Annotated in this window: 17 protein-coding genes and 1 other annotated feature; of the genes, 3 read left to right on the top strand and 14 right to left on the bottom strand. The window is 39.5% G+C overall.

Translation table 11 applies throughout. The features are described 5' to 3' along the window. Positions 1-15 precede the first annotated feature (15 nt). The 6 genes from selD to F9B85_RS00055 all read right to left on the bottom strand — a co-directional run bounded on the left by selD (position 16) and on the right by F9B85_RS00055 (position 5708). Positions 16-1068 carry a selenide, water dikinase SelD gene (selD, locus tag F9B85_RS00080; RefSeq protein WP_151617585.1) on the bottom strand — a complete coding sequence of 351 codons (1053 nt, stop codon included), beginning with the start codon at positions 1066-1068 and terminating at the stop codon, positions 16-18. Further along, positions 1061-2512, bottom strand: a complete 1452-nt coding sequence (selA, locus tag F9B85_RS00075; RefSeq protein ID WP_151617584.1) for an L-seryl-tRNA(Sec) selenium transferase — start codon at positions 2510-2512, stop codon at positions 1061-1063. The genes selD and selA overlap by 8 nt, the downstream gene beginning before the upstream one ends. A gap of 130 nt (positions 2513-2642) precedes the next feature. Then, the gene (locus F9B85_RS00070; RefSeq protein WP_151617583.1) at positions 2643-2813 is read right to left on the bottom strand and encodes a DUF362 domain-containing protein; all 171 of its coding nucleotides are present in this window, start codon (positions 2811-2813) and stop codon (positions 2643-2645) included. A 67-nt stretch (positions 2814-2880) separates the two neighbouring features. Next, positions 2881-4053: an aminotransferase class I/II-fold pyridoxal phosphate-dependent enzyme gene (locus tag F9B85_RS00065; RefSeq protein WP_151617582.1), complete on the bottom strand. Its 1173-nt coding sequence runs from the start codon at positions 4051-4053 to the stop codon at positions 2881-2883. 2 nt (positions 4054-4055) lie between these two features. Then, positions 4056-4550: an Lrp/AsnC family transcriptional regulator gene (locus F9B85_RS00060; RefSeq protein ID WP_151618295.1), complete on the bottom strand. Its 495-nt coding sequence runs from the start codon at positions 4548-4550 to the stop codon at positions 4056-4058. 57 nt (positions 4551-4607) lie between these two features. Continuing rightward, positions 4608-4834 (bottom strand) — a binding site (T-box leader). An 85-nt stretch (positions 4835-4919) separates the two neighbouring features. After that, entirely contained in the window at positions 4920-5708 is a 789-nt protein-coding gene (locus F9B85_RS00055) for a hypothetical protein (protein ID WP_151617581.1), read from the bottom strand. Between the two features lie 145 nt (positions 5709-5853). Here F9B85_RS00055 and F9B85_RS00050 point away from each other — a divergent pair, with 145 nt between their 5' ends. Then, positions 5854-6087 carry a hypothetical protein gene (locus tag F9B85_RS00050; RefSeq protein WP_151617580.1) on the top strand — a complete coding sequence of 78 codons (234 nt, stop codon included), beginning with the start codon at positions 5854-5856 and terminating at the stop codon, positions 6085-6087. Positions 6088-6191: 104 nt separating this feature from the next. Here the strand turns inward: F9B85_RS00050 and F9B85_RS00045 are convergent, their stop codons facing one another. The 6 genes from F9B85_RS00045 to F9B85_RS00025 all read right to left on the bottom strand — a co-directional run bounded on the left by F9B85_RS00045 (position 6192) and on the right by F9B85_RS00025 (position 10547). Next, the gene (locus F9B85_RS00045) at positions 6192-7400 is read right to left on the bottom strand and encodes an alkaline phosphatase family protein (protein WP_151617579.1); all 1209 of its coding nucleotides are present in this window, start codon (positions 7398-7400) and stop codon (positions 6192-6194) included. A gap of 144 nt (positions 7401-7544) precedes the next feature. Continuing rightward, positions 7545-7787: an FmdB family zinc ribbon protein gene (locus tag F9B85_RS00040; protein ID WP_151617578.1), complete on the bottom strand. Its 243-nt coding sequence runs from the start codon at positions 7785-7787 to the stop codon at positions 7545-7547. 15 nt (positions 7788-7802) lie between these two features. Beyond that, a complete protein-coding gene (locus F9B85_RS00035; RefSeq protein WP_151617577.1) occupies positions 7803-8192 on the bottom strand; it encodes a phasin family protein in 390 nt (129 codons plus the stop codon). 16 nt (positions 8193-8208) lie between these two features. Beyond that, positions 8209-9060 (bottom strand): DegV family protein, encoded by an 852-nt coding sequence (locus F9B85_RS00030; RefSeq protein ID WP_170270042.1) that lies wholly within the window; start codon positions 9058-9060, stop codon positions 8209-8211. Between the two features lie 243 nt (positions 9061-9303). Further along, entirely contained in the window at positions 9304-9462 is a 159-nt protein-coding gene (locus F9B85_RS14245; RefSeq protein ID WP_170270041.1) for a hypothetical protein, read from the bottom strand. Positions 9463-9545: 83 nt separating this feature from the next. Beyond that, positions 9546-10547 carry a L,D-transpeptidase family protein gene (locus F9B85_RS00025; protein WP_151617575.1) on the bottom strand — a complete coding sequence of 334 codons (1002 nt, stop codon included), beginning with the start codon at positions 10545-10547 and terminating at the stop codon, positions 9546-9548. Between the two features lie 116 nt (positions 10548-10663). Between F9B85_RS00025 and F9B85_RS00020 the strand changes: the two genes are divergently transcribed. After that, the gene (locus F9B85_RS00020; protein ID WP_151617574.1) at positions 10664-11638 is read left to right on the top strand and encodes a serine hydrolase; all 975 of its coding nucleotides are present in this window, start codon (positions 10664-10666) and stop codon (positions 11636-11638) included. Between the two features lie 490 nt (positions 11639-12128). Continuing rightward, the gene (locus tag F9B85_RS00015) at positions 12129-12797 is read left to right on the top strand and encodes a hypothetical protein (protein ID WP_151617573.1); all 669 of its coding nucleotides are present in this window, start codon (positions 12129-12131) and stop codon (positions 12795-12797) included. Between the two features lie 99 nt (positions 12798-12896). On the opposite strand, the gene F9B85_RS00010 is transcribed toward F9B85_RS00015, so the two are convergent. Together F9B85_RS00010 and F9B85_RS00005 are read right to left on the bottom strand one after the other, a co-directional pair. Beyond that, positions 12897-13118, bottom strand: coding sequence for a hypothetical protein (locus F9B85_RS00010; RefSeq protein ID WP_151617572.1), 222 nt, complete (start codon positions 13116-13118; stop codon positions 12897-12899). A 136-nt stretch (positions 13119-13254) separates the two neighbouring features. Continuing rightward, positions 13255-13461: a hypothetical protein gene (locus F9B85_RS00005; RefSeq protein WP_151617571.1), complete on the bottom strand. Its 207-nt coding sequence runs from the start codon at positions 13459-13461 to the stop codon at positions 13255-13257. Positions 13462-13654 lie beyond the last annotated feature (193 nt).

Genomic DNA, 13654 nt, shown 5'->3' with positions numbered 1-13654 from the left:
TCCCAAAGTAAGGGCTTATTGCGTTACAATTACTGTCCCTGGTTCTCCTTCTATAACAAATCCAATAGGACTTGCTTCTAGAACCCCACCTTGATGAAGAGCTAATAAAACTTCTTGCACCTGTTCCTGTGGTACTGTTACAAGTAAACCACCTGAAGTTATCGCATCTGCTAAGATTAAGCCGACCTGAGGTACTAGTTGTGGTGATAGATGACAAGCTTTTTTGGCAACTTCTAAGTTGCATTTGCTACCCCCAGGCACATAGCCGGCTAAGGCATAATCCCATGCTTCTTGTATAACCGGAATATTACCTGCGTAAAGTTCTAGCGTACATTTTGAAGCTCTAGCGATCTCTAGGCTGTGCCCTAGCAGACCAAAGCCTGTAACATCGGTGCATGCACCTACATCGAAAGGTTGCAGAATCTCACAAGCTTTTTTGTTCAATGTTGACATCACTTGAATTGCTTTATCCTGGGCCGCTTCAGAGGCCTTACCATTCTTAATTGCCGTTGCTATGATGCCAATACCTAAGGGCTTGGTTAGGATAAGTACATCTCCTTGGCGTGCTCCACCATTAGTCCAAATCTTTTTGGGATTAACGATGCCTGTCACAGCAAGGCCATACTTAGGTTCTTTATCTTGTATAGAATGACCACCTAGTAAAACAGCACCAGCTTCTTGTACTTTCTCAGAACCACCTCGCAGAATTTCTCCCAAAACAGCAAGTGGTAATGTCTGTGTTGGAAAGCCAACAATGTTCATAGCCGTGAGGGGCTTTCCACCCATAGCATAAACATCAGATAGAGCATTAGCAGCAGCGATTTGTCCAAACTGATAAGGGTCATCGACAATTGGGGTAAAGAAATCTAGAGTCTGTATTAAAGCTGTCTCATCGTTAAGTTTGTAGACTCCTGCATCGTCACTGTATTCTAAACCTACGAGTATATTCGGATCTTTTGGAGCAACTGGTAAGTGACCCAGAACCTGGGCCAGGTCCGCTGGACCTATTTTGGCCGCTCAGCCAGCTTTGCTCGATAAAGCTGTTAATTGTATGAAGCTTTCAACCATTATTAGTTCCCTCCTTCTGACAACTTTCCATTTTCTCAAAGGCCAGTTGTAACATCTTGCATAGCTCTTTTTCTTCTGTCTCTCCAATGGTTCTCATATCTATACAAAAAGCTTTATCATGCAATCTTCCTATGATTGGAACTTTAAGGGCTCTAAGTGTCTCAGATAATTGATAGGTACTCTTATGATCTGATGTTATTCGTAATATCCTAGATGGTAAAGCAAGCTCTGGCAAAGAACCGCCACCGATTTGAGAATTTCCTGCTTCTACCTCAATCTTCCAAGTAGCATCAAAATCTCTTACTATCTTTGCTACTGCTTGGGCTCTTTTTTCTAGCTCATCGAGGGAGCGATAAATAGAATATAAGGTTGGTATTCCTTTTTTGGCTTTTTCTGGCTCTGCATAGAGTTTTAAGGTGGCTTCTAAGGCCGCTAAGGTCAGCTTGTCTACTCGTAATGCTCTTGTCAGTGGATGTTGGGCAATTTTATCTATTAACTTTTTGCGACCTACAATAATTCCAGCTTGTGGACCTCCAAGAAGCTTATCACCACTAAAAGTAACAACGTCTACATTGGAAGCTACCACCTTTTGTACAGTCGGTTCTCCAAAAAAGTCGCCTTGACCGCTTTGGTTGAAAAACACTCCGCTACCTAGGTCTTCAACAACAGGTATTCCTTGACTGTGAGACCACTTGACTAGCTCGCTTCGCTCTACTGATTCGGTAAAGCCGATAACTTTATAATTACTAGGATGAACTTTTAATAAAAGAGCTGTTGCTTCTGTTACAGCCTCTTGATAGTCCCTTAACTTTGTTTTATTTGTTGTTCCTACTTCTATCATTATAGCGCCACTTTGAGCCATTACATCGGGCACACGGAAAGAGCCGCCAATTTCTACAAGTTCGCCTCGTGAGATAATTACTTCTCTATTTTTGGCTAGCGAAGAAAGTACTAAGAGGATAGCTGCTGCGTTATTGTTAACTACTAAGGCATCTTCTGCTCCAGTAAGTTCCCGAAGCAAGGTGCGAACATGGTCATAGCGTTTTCCTCTCTTCCCTGATGTTATATCAAACTCTAGGTTTGAGTAGCCTTGAGCAACTTCCACAATAGCAGAAAGAGCCTCCTCTGCTAACGGTGCTCTGCCTAAATTAGTGTGTAAGATTACACCTGTTCCATTAATTACTCTGCGAAATTGTCGCTCTTTTCTCTGTAGCAAGATGTTCTTAAGGTCGCTACATATATCGTTGAGCCATTGTTCCTTATCTTGATTATTTACTTTTCCTTCTATTAGATCGCTTCTGACTTTTTCTAGATAGCCTTGTATTATTTTCACAGCTTGGCTATGGTCTATATCCTGAAGCAGCTTATCTGCGCCAATTCTTCCTAGTACTTGATGAACAGCAGGTAAATTTCTTAATCCCATACTATTATTCTCAACAGCCAAGCCGATTCTCTCCTATCTTCATAACCCTGTTAGTCATTATAACATAAGAGAAAAAAAGAATAAAAAGTCTCCCGTCAGAAATAAAGCTGACGGGAGACTTTTTAATTCCATATTGTTCTTCTTTAGATTATTATTCTGGCCTAGGTGCATCTACTGGGCAAACATCTACACAAGCACCACAGTCTATACAAGTTTCTGGATCAATGTGATACTTATCAGGACCTTCACTAATGGCATTAACAGGACATTCAGGTGCACAGGCACCGCAATTGACACAGTCATCATTGATAATATGTGTCATAAGACTCACCTCCATTGATAATGTAACCAACGGATGTCCTTGCCTATTCAGGAAAGTTCTTTAAATTCTAACCTTTATAACGTTGTACAAAAGCTTCTATTCTATCTAAAGCGGCTGTTAGATTGGCCATGGAAGAAGCATAGGAGACCCGTATAAAGCCTTCACCACTAGTGCCGAAAGCATTGCCAGGGACAACTGCAACTTGCTCTTCTTTAAGTAATTTCTCGCAAAACTCTTCACTAGTTAAGCCTGTAGCTTTTATTGAAGGGAAGGCGTAAAAAGCGCCACGAGGTGTAAAGCAATGTAATCCAATCTGGTTAAATCTACCTACCACAAAGCGACGACGCTGATCATATTCTATAAGCATACGTTCTTTTTCACTTTGGCCATTTTTTAGTGCCTCTAGTGCTGCCATTTGTCCCATTATTGGTGCACAAAGTATGGTGTACTGATGAATTTTAGTCATTTGAGCTATGAATTCGGCATGACCACAAGCATAACCTATACGCCATCCAGTCATAGCATAATTTTTTGAAAATCCATTAATTAAAATTGTTCTATCTCTCATACCAGGCAAGGCGGCAAAGCACTGGTGCTTCCCTTCATATGTCATGTCTGCATAAATTTCATCAGCTAAGACTAGTAAATCATGCTTTTCTACAAAGCGTGCAATTTCCAAAAGTTCATCACGAGCCATGATAGCACCAGTAGGGTTATTTGGATAACATAGCACAAGAAGTTTCGTTTTATCCGTAACCTTAGCTTCTAAAGCTTTGCTAGTTAACTGAAAATCATCTTCCACATAAGTAGGAACTTGTATGGGTATGCCACCTGCCATGGTTACTGTGGGAGCATAAGAAACATAGCAAGGTTCAGGTACTAAGACTTCTTCCCCTGCTACTAATAAGGCTCTCATAGCAAGATCAACAGCTTCAGAAGCACCTACGGTAACTAATGTTTCTTCTAGAGGCTCATAGGCAACTTCATAATTTTTCTCCACAAAGCTACTAATCTCTTTGCGAAGTTCAGGCATTCCAAAGTTAGAGGTATACATGGTATACCCTCGTTCTAGACCATAAAAACAGGCTTCTCGAATGTGCCAGGGAGTGACAAAATCAGGTTCGCCAACGCCTAGTGAAATAACGCCTTTGGTGTTAGCCACAAGATCAAAAAAGCGTCGAATGCCAGAAGGTGGCAGGTTCTCAATTACTGGATTGACATATTCTCTAGCTGTTCTCATGATTATGGACTCACCTTCAATCGATGATCTTCTGCTTGATCTTCAAAAATTACACCATCACTCTTGTATTTCTTTAAGACAAAATGTGTGGCTGTAGATTGCACATGCTCCAAAACAGCAAGTTTTTCTGCTACAAACAAAGCAACTTGCTTCATTGACTTCCCTTCAATAAGCACCGAGAGATCGTAACCACCTGACATTAGGCATAGGGACTTTACTTCCGGATATCGATAGATTCGTTCGGCTACTTGATCAAAACCGACATCTCTTTGGGGGACTACTTTGACATCGATCATAGCAGTAACGACTTCATCCTCTATTTTCTCCCAATTGATTAAGGCCGCATATTTTAGAATAACCCTTTCTTCTTCGAGTTCTTGAATTGCTTTTTCTACTTGCTTGCTTTCTAAGCCAAGCATTAGAGCAATTTGCTCGATAGAAAGTCTACAATCCTTCTGTAATATTTCAAGAATCCTTTTTTTCTCTGTTAGACACACAATAAACACTCCTTTTTCCTTCCTAGGTTAAAAAAAATTAAAAAAGCCCCGTCCCCACTAAGGGACGAAGGCTCTGCCAACGCGGTACCACCCTACTTATTAGTCCAAAAGACTAATCTGCTCATATCTACCTATAACGGTGGTTACCGGTTTCCCTACTTAGTAAAACTGTTCAGGTCACAGCTCTAGGGCGGCTTTCCTTACCTCTGTTAGCCCGGCTTCCACCATCTCCGGTTCGCTATCTAGCAGGTTTGATAAGTACTCTTCCCCATCATTGCTTTTCTTATTCAAATCCAATTTTATTCGTATTGTACACGGCTTGTTACAAAAGATCAAGACTTCAGCTATTTCTTAACAATAGTACCTGTACTAACGTAGTCTAGAGCGCATGATACTTCTTTTTAATCTGTTAGGACTGTGTAAGTCTGTATGAGCAATATAAACTACTTGAAGACCTAGTTGACGACAGTTGTATTCCCTGCGACCTGATCGACGAGGAGAGGAAGTACAAACAATGGCAAACCCTTTGGCAGGTACGTAAGCTGTAATACCTGTTGTACCTGGAGGGCTTCCTGCAACGATTTCGCAAGTGGGATATATTTCCTGCAAGGTTCTCATTAATATTGCTTCACTATAATCTTCTACTACTTTTTTCTCTTTTTTTAAGATTACTTTCTCTTCTTCAACAGGCTCTGGCTTTGTATCTATTTCATATTCTTCTATATCTTTCTCCCGATATTTCTCATTATCTATAGATTCTGTGGCAACTATTTCTTCAATATGTGGAGTTCTGTTTTGATTTATTAAAGCAGGTATTTGAACTTCTTGAGATCGTTCCCAATCTTTTTCTCTTCGCTCTAAACCTACTTTTACGTATTCTTCTAAAGTATTTTGAAACTCACCAAAACTTCTTAATATTTTGGGTTGCGGTAATTTTTGTTGTAATAATTGACGCAGTGTTGGCTCAACATACTCTTTTCGACCCTCTACAAGTATTTCACATAGTGTTACGAGTTGTTCCATCATTCGCGCGCCTTCTACAAATCTCTCATCACGATAGGGGCCAACCATCATACTAACTTGGCTAGCTTCATCAATAATCTGATCTAATAGACGTAAAATTTGTTGCTCTAAATGACGCTGGTCTTCCGTAATCATGAGCTTCCTCCTTTCAAGGTTCTTGCTTGTCCTACTTACTGTAAAATTTATGCAATTTGTTTTTTAGATAGACCAGTTCTAGTAATTTACTTTTTGGCATATATTCTTAGAGTGCGATTTATGATATATCAGAGGGGTGTCTGTTATGAATAAAAAGGTTGAGCTTTCTCAATTAGAACATCAGATCTTATCACGAGTAGATAGATATTTTCGTACTCGTAATATGACGATAGAAGAAAAACTTTTTTATGCTAAGTTAATTGTTACTCTTGATTTAGAGTCTGGACACTATTCGAAAGACCAAGAAAAGAGTAAACTTGAGCTTTTTTCTTCTAATGTTGATAATTTGAGAAAAAAACTTCATGATCAAGTAGGTTAGTAATCTCCCTGGATAATTAAGAAGAAAAAGCCCTCTCGGTTCAGCATAAAGCAATCGAAAGGGCTTTTCCTTTTTATAGCTTAGTTTTCATTCTTATAGCTTAGTTAAAACATAAGAAATTTCTTTCTTAAAACTAGATATTCAATAAAAAAGCCTATGCAAGCCAAAAGTACTATGCCTCCAATGAGGTAACGCTGATAAAGAACTTTCTTCTCTAAGGATTCTATAACATCTTCTTTTTCAGCTGTAAAAATCTCTATCTCCTGCTTTTGTTTTTGTAAGCTCTCAACTCGATCATCTATGGTTAATTTGTCTTCTGCAAGTTGATAAGCACTTTTTGATAAATCGAGAACTTGTAAGCTTAAGTCTCTTACTCTGAGCTCGTAGTAGGCTTCTTCTGTAATATCCTGTGTTGGTAATAGAGCATTCCAGATAACATCTCCTTCTGACTGTGCTGGCTCTGTTAGTCCAGATAAATGTGTAATAGTGTGAGCTATATCAATAGTTCTTACGGGAGGTAAAGTTACGTTCATTTTTACTTTTGGTCCTGCCATGACAAGAGGCAAAATCATTTCAGCTTCTACTTTTTTGTCTATACTTGTTCCCGGTCTTAGTAAAGCATGATCAGATGTAATGATCCACAGTGTATCTTCAAAGATGCCTTCTTCTTGAAACATGTTTAGCCATCGACCTATCTGATGATCTGTATCTGTTATTGCTTTAAGATACTCAGGGCTATCAACACCTTCTTGCTTTCCTGTTAGAGCTGGACTAGTGTATAAAACCATAGTTGCGAAAGGTTTGCTCTTTTTCCATGCTTCTAGTGCTTGATCTGTTATCTCTACATCATTCTTTTTATTATTTATTACTTTCTCATTGAAGCCTGAGGAAAGTGGTTCAACAGCACTATCATCAGTAGCTACAATCATAGTTTTTCGTCCATGACTGAGCATGACATGAAAGATTGATTCTGCAGTTAGTTTTTGCAGTGGCTTGACAAGACCGTGACGATGAGGAGTAGCACCTGTAGCTAGTGATACAAGCGCCGACGGATTGTTCGGTGGGTATACACCTATTGCTTCATCAAATTTGACACCTATTCTGGATAGATCGTGGAAGGTTGGTGTATATGTTTTTAAGTGACTATCTCTGCTAACACCTGACATGACCAGGATCATGACATGTTTTACAGGTTTTTGTGCACGTTCTTGCAGGGCCTGTTCTTGTGCCCATAGTGCGGAACTGTTTAACATGAATAATACAAGAAAAAAGACAAATATTTTTACTGCTCTACTCGTGCGAGTCCTTATCATGCTACTCGTCCCTCCTAACCCTTGTCCCGCCTTACTATGAATATATATGCGTCGTTATTCATCCTATGAATGAAAAAACCGGTGAGAGCATTGAATGCTTTCACCGGCTTACGTTAGCTATTTTCTAGTTCTTTTCTCGAACCCTTACCTCATGCCTGGGCAACCACCAGCAAGGGCTCCAGGACAGGCTGAAGGAGATGCTTTACTACTGCATCCGCCTGTATCACAGCGACTGCTTTGTGATTTGCCAACAAAAAAAGTAGTTATTTTTATTGTAGCTCCTTTGGTGCCACAGTTAGGACAAGCTACTTGATCTCGACTATGGTAGGGTGTTAATTCTGAGAAGGCATGACTGCAATTTTTACATTCAAAATCATAGGTAGGCATAAGGTCTGGCTCCTTTTATTTACCTTCTGCTTGAGCTTCTGAAGGTTCTTGAGGTTCTTGAGGTTCTTGATTTTCTTCTACTACTTGGTCAATAACTTCTACTTCTCTAATTATGCCAAGCTTCTCTTCAATAACAGCAATACGTGCTTCTAAGCCTTCAAATTCTTGACGCGTAATCAGTCCCATATCTCCACGAATACGGGAGAATTCTGTTTTTACTGTTTCAGAGAGAGCTTCCTTCTGCTCACGGCTTTTTTCTAAAACTTCTGTAACCATTTTAGAAGCTTCATCCTTGCTGAGTTCGCCTTTTTTAACGAGCTCTTCAGCTAGTTGCTCTGCTTTTTCTTTAGTGATCGTAATAGCCCCAAGACCTGCCATCATAGTTTTACGAAAAACATCTTTCATCTTTTGTACTCTCCTTTCAAACTTCCAAGGGTTGGAAGGACACAGCAATAGAGCCGGGTCCTGTATGAACAGCTATGACAGATCCTGCCGAGTGAATGGTAGGACTTGCCGCTGGGATAGCATTTTGTATCATTGCTTGCATTTCTTTGACTTCTGCCTCTGCCTTAATATGTGATAAGGCAATTCGCAAAGGTCCCATTAGCTCCCAATTCTCTTTTACATATTCAGCGATCTTACCGTAAGCTTTGCGTCGAGTGCGTATTTTATCATAAACTTCTACTTTACCCTGGTTATGTAACCAGAGCACTGGCTTGATGCTGAGTAAGCTACCAAAAAGACTTTGCGCTTTGCCTATCCGGCCTCCACGATGTAAAAATTCTAAGGAGTCTAAAAGAAGTAGCAGTTTATGCTTTTCACGCATCTCTAAGGCTTTCGATACAACTTCTTCTACAGGTAGACCAGCATCAATCAATTGACGCAAATATTCAACTTGAATTTGCAAACCACCAACGGTCGACCAAGAGTCAATAACATGAATACTTCTATCTTTTAGGGATTGAGCAGCCATTGAAGCTACTTGATAGGTACCACTTAGTCCTGATGATATGTGGATTGATAGTACTGTGCTTCCATCAATTGTTAGTCTATCATAAAGATCTTGAAATTCTGTTAATGTAGGTTGCGATGTTGTTGGTATGGGGTTTGCATGTCGAAGGTACTCAGCAAATTCATAATGATCTTTTTGAGTATCAAGATAGCTTTCATTATCATAGACAACACTTAATGAAACTACATGGACTTGTAAAGAAGCCATAGCTTCCTCGGTAAGGTAGGCCGTACTATCTGTTACAAGATGTATCGTTGACAAAAGCCTTTTCACTCCTTGATGGCCAAGCATAGCCTTCCTTACCATTATACCACTATTTGCAACTTTTTTAACCTTTGATTTTGCACTAAGGTATAACTATAAAGCTTACAGGTCATATTATAATTGCTCCGCTTTTTGGTGGATATATCTCTCCCTGCCAGCGCCTTTTAGCGCTGGATTTTTTTGCATTAAAAACCGGGCTGACCAAGGCCCGGCTAGTAGAGTTCTCCGAAATCTTAAAAACTAACAACGATAACGATGAGGATGCTGTTTTTTCTTCATCAACATAGAACCTACATACATTGCCGCAGGAATTGCCACTGCGTGAAAAGCAAACCATCCTGGTTTTCCGAATTCAAAACCGCTGTCATGAATCGCCGTTTTTCCACGGCGTTCCCACATAAAATTACCTCCTTTCATGTCCCCCTCTTAGTTATAGTGTAAGAAAGTCTTCTTAGAAATATCCTCGGATAAGGTTGGTCCTTTTAGTTTTTTTGCTCATATTCAAGACCTAAGAGTTTTAGAATATCTTCATTGACTAGGCCATCAGCTTTTAAATTGTTTTTTTCTTGTAAGTCTTTTACAGCTCTTTCCACAGCAGGACCAAATCTACCATCGCTAATGCCAATATCGTAACCTTTTTCTTTTAACTTTCTTTGGATAAATACGATATCTTGACCAGCTTGACCTATGCGATATTGATTCTTAGTTAACTTGAACGTTCTATTATCAATTACTTCCACGATAGTGCCAACGGGAATCCAAGAGTAAATCTCTCCTACATCGTCGTTAAACATTCGAAAACAGCCTTGGCTTTGGCTATGACCGATACTCCAAGGTTTGTTAGTTCCATGAATTCCATAAAGTCCCCAAGGTACATTAAAGCCCAACCAGTAGCCGCCAAAGCCTCCACCCCAACCTTTTTGTTTCTCTATGATCTTCCAGTCTCCAATTGGTGAGGGTGTTTTTGCTTTTCCTGTAGAGATCGGGTAAACCATATAAACTTCTCCATCGGAGAGAATTGAGAGCGTATGTTGTTGTATATCGGCACGAATAGATATTTTCCCAGGCGGTGGTGGTGTCACCGGCCTTGAGCCCGCCGATTGACTCACTTCCATAGGTGACTCCATTAGTGGCCATGTTTCGGCAGATACATAACCATCGACTTCAACACCTTTGGAACTTTGCAGTCTTTTTACAGCTTCTACCGTTTCGGAGTCATAGATACCATGAGCAGGACCTTCATAATAACCTAACTCTTGAAGACGTTCTTGTAGCTCTTCTACATCTGTTCCCTGCAGAGGTGGTACAGCTGGATAGAGCAATCGATCTTCTTCAAGACAAAAGATACAGTGCTCCTCGTCGTAGATAACTCTTTCTCTCCCATCTACTTGATTCCACAGTAACCACCCACCACCTAAGAGGGTTACTAACAAGAGTCCCATTAAAACCGAACGAAACTTTTTAATATGAATGGCAACAAACATAGCCGTCTCCCTTCCCCTTTAATTCTCCTTTTAGAGGTTTTACCTAAGATTATTCATACTCTTGTTCATCTACCCGTATGATGATGACAGGCTAGCAAAAAAGGGAGGAGTTTGTATTGGCTAGTCTGTTAAGAAAAGGAGGGCGAAAAAAAAGTTTTATCTACCTCAGCACATTATTTCTTCTCACCTGTACCATCATGACTTCCTGGTATTTATGGAAGCAACAGCAAATTTCTTCTTTACAATTTATTGTCTATTTCCAGGAAAGAGAAGACAAAACTGCATCAACTGAAACAATAAATTATAATCAGCTAGAAGAAAAAATTAAAAGTCAACTTTATCGCTTTGGTGGTACTTACGGTCTCTATGTTGAAGATCTTACAACGGGGAATAAGCTAGAGATTAATGCAGATAAATCTTTCCCCGCCGCCAGCGTCATTAAAGTACCTCTTGTACTCTTTCTCTATTCTTTAGCGCTTGATGACCGTGTTGATCTTGACGAAAAGATTGTCTTTGAAGAAAAAGACAGAGAAGCAGGCACGGGCATTCTCAAAACTCAAGCTGTAGGTTCTTCTTATACACTTCGTCAACTGGCACAATACACGATAGAGTACAGTGATAATAGCGCTACTAATATGATTATGCGAAGAGTTGGTAGAGAAAACTTTTACTTTTTCCTCCGCCTCATGGGTGCCGAAATAATTCCCCTAGGCCCTGGTAAGGGGAACATAATGTGTGCACGTGACGCCGGACTTTATCTCAAAGGAGTCATGGTGCTTCGCGAGCTTCATCCTGAATATGGCCAAGAAATTTTACAGCATCTTCTTAATAGTAAGTTTGAAGATCGTATCCCTGCTGGTGTTCCTCAGGGAGTTCAAGTAGCAAATAAAATTGGAACACAAGTCAATGTAATTAATGATGCAGCAATTGTCTTGTTGGAAGGCAGACCTTACATTCTAGCAGTGTTAACAAGCCATATTCATGAACAAGAAGCTGTTGGTGCAATAGCTCAGATATCTAGACTTATCTTTGAACATCATCGCCAGTATGTACCCTTAGACATTCTCAACGAAAATACTCCCGTGCAATAATCTAACTGACCTAATAAAGCACACCTTACGCTGTTATGCATACCATGTAGTGGAAACGCTTTCCACCATTTACAGAGTTATGCAGAAGGGAGTGCTATTACAATGGGTCACGCTTACGGCTTTTTCGGTGGCCTTCGGAACATCGCCGGCTTGGTTATAGCATTAATCGTTATTGGTGCCTTCTTCCCCTTTCTTTTTGACCGCCGCTGTTAATGATTGCAGATATTTATAGATTGGAAGGGAGGAGGGATTAAAGTGAGCACAGCGGGAGCATATGGCTTCTTTGGAAATGATATCGTTGCACTGGCGATCTTGATCATCATCATTGCAATCCTCGGCACATCTAGTTATCCTGTTTATCGCTAAAAGCGATAATAAACTTTTATAAAAAAGCAATCGCAGGGTCGATTGCTTTTTTTCTTTTGCTCTTTTGTCAATCCTCTGGTAATATAACTATTGAGTATTCTCTGTATAAAAGGAGACATCACTGATGAGTAGTAAGAAAAACAGTTCTATGATTTCCAAGATTCCTGGCTTTCGCTCTGGTACACCCTGGAAAATGGGTTTAGCTGGTGCTCTTTACGTCTTCGTCCTTTTTTATGCCTATCTAATAGCAACGAGTAGTTCCGAAATTAATCCACAAGATAACAGCCCTGCAACATCTGAGGAATCGTTAGCTGTAACGACACCAATTCAAGAAGAGCGACCAAGTGAACCAATTCGCACATTAGGAATTACAACAGAAGAGTTCAAAAGTAACTTCAACCAATCAGCCATTTTAGAATTTGACGATTTAAAGATTGATTCTTTTGCCATAACGGAAGGTAATGTACAAGATGTAGTGCGTTTCCCTTTCAATAATTTTTATGAAATTATGGGCACAGTCAACAAAGATGATGGGACTTTGCGTAACATATCTATTATAGGCCCAGGTGGAGACGATCTATTAGTATTCATTAATCTATTAATTGCTTCTACCGATACTAGTTTAGACAAAGAATCGCGTCAACAAATCTTAGATGAATTAGGCTTACAAGGGTCCAACTTTAACCTTTCAACTATGAAGAGCGAAGTTGTATATAATGATTACAAGTATACAGTTTCTGGAACAAAAGTTTTAGGCCTTACCTTTACGATTCAACATCGCTACGATAGATAACAAAAAACCGCTACAATCTCCTTCTTGGAGAAGTTAGCGGTTTTTTTATGTAAGCGATTTTTTTATGTATTGATATCTTAAATTAATTCTTTGAAATTACTATTTTCTGCTTGGTTTTTTATTAAAGGCCTCTTTCATTTTAAAGAAAAAAGTGCTAATAGATATAATCGGCCAACCAACAAAGAGAAGACCTTTGTATTGCGTACTTAAATCTTTCCATTTACGATCTACATCCTTATTAGCGCGCATCCAATACCAGAAAAGTGCACCTAAGAGGTAATAGATAGCAAAAAAGAGGACTAAAGTTATTACTGTGTTCACAAAGACACCACCTTTTTTTGAAAGAATAGTATTGTTCAGTCCTCAATATTCTAACATGAAACGGCCTTATAGTGTTAAATTACTCGCTTTCTTTCTAGAAATATTTAAGAAGATATCTATAAGAATCTTTATTACTTTAGTCTCTATCACCAGGTTTTACTTTCTCTGGCTTTTCTTTGTTAGATTTAACGATTTCATAGAGTAGCCAGATAGCACCACCTAGAAGGAGTAAGAGGCCAATTATACGACTATATCCAAAGACCAGAGCACCTATGAGCATTAGAATAACAGAAGCACCAATATACTTACCATTTACTTTTACCCAAAATTCATCAGAAATCATTTTTTTCACCTCAGCTATAGTTTGCCAATAGCTCATGAAAAAATATTTAGGAATTTATAGAAAGACGCAAAAAACCTTCTATAGCATTTCCGCCATAGAAGGTTTCAAAAATTCATTTTGGTGCGAAAGGAGGGACTTGAACCCTCATGGAGTTACCCACACGCCCCTCAAACGTGCGCGTCTGCCGATTCCG

The organism is Heliorestis acidaminivorans (assembly GCF_008933955.1).
Classification (GTDB): domain Bacteria; phylum Bacillota; class Desulfitobacteriia; order Heliobacteriales; family Heliobacteriaceae; genus Heliorestis; species Heliorestis acidaminivorans.
This window is presented reverse-complemented; position numbering and strand designations above follow the sequence as displayed.

Excerpts from the sequence above, each read along its gene's own strand:
- F9B85_RS00025 (WP_151617575.1), bottom strand. The coding sequence starts at position 10,547 with ATGTTTGTTGCCATTCATATTAAAAAGTTTCGTTCGGTTTTAATGGGA.
- F9B85_RS00040 (WP_151617578.1), bottom strand. The coding sequence starts at position 7,787 with ATGCCTACCTATGATTTTGAATGTAAAAATTGCAGTCATGCCTTCTCA.
- F9B85_RS00055 (WP_151617581.1), bottom strand. The coding sequence starts at position 5,708 with ATGATTACGGAAGACCAGCGTCATTTAGAGCAACAAATTTTACGTCTA.
- F9B85_RS00035 (WP_151617577.1), bottom strand. The coding sequence starts at position 8,192 with ATGAAAGATGTTTTTCGTAAAACTATGATGGCAGGTCTTGGGGCTATT.
- F9B85_RS00050 (WP_151617580.1), top strand. The coding sequence starts at position 5,854 with ATGAATAAAAAGGTTGAGCTTTCTCAATTAGAACATCAGATCTTATCA.
- F9B85_RS14245 (WP_170270041.1), bottom strand. The coding sequence starts at position 9,462 with ATGTGGGAACGCCGTGGAAAAACGGCGATTCATGACAGCGGTTTTGAA.
- F9B85_RS00065 (WP_151617582.1), bottom strand. The coding sequence starts at position 4,053 with ATGAGAACAGCTAGAGAATATGTCAATCCAGTAATTGAGAACCTGCCA.
- F9B85_RS00005 (WP_151617571.1), bottom strand. The coding sequence starts at position 13,461 with ATGATTTCTGATGAATTTTGGGTAAAAGTAAATGGTAAGTATATTGGT.
- F9B85_RS00045 (WP_151617579.1), bottom strand. The coding sequence starts at position 7,400 with ATGATAAGGACTCGCACGAGTAGAGCAGTAAAAATATTTGTCTTTTTT.
- F9B85_RS00070 (WP_151617583.1), bottom strand. The coding sequence starts at position 2,813 with ATGACACATATTATCAATGATGACTGTGTCAATTGCGGTGCCTGTGCA.
- F9B85_RS00015 (WP_151617573.1), top strand. The coding sequence starts at position 12,129 with ATGAGTAGTAAGAAAAACAGTTCTATGATTTCCAAGATTCCTGGCTTT.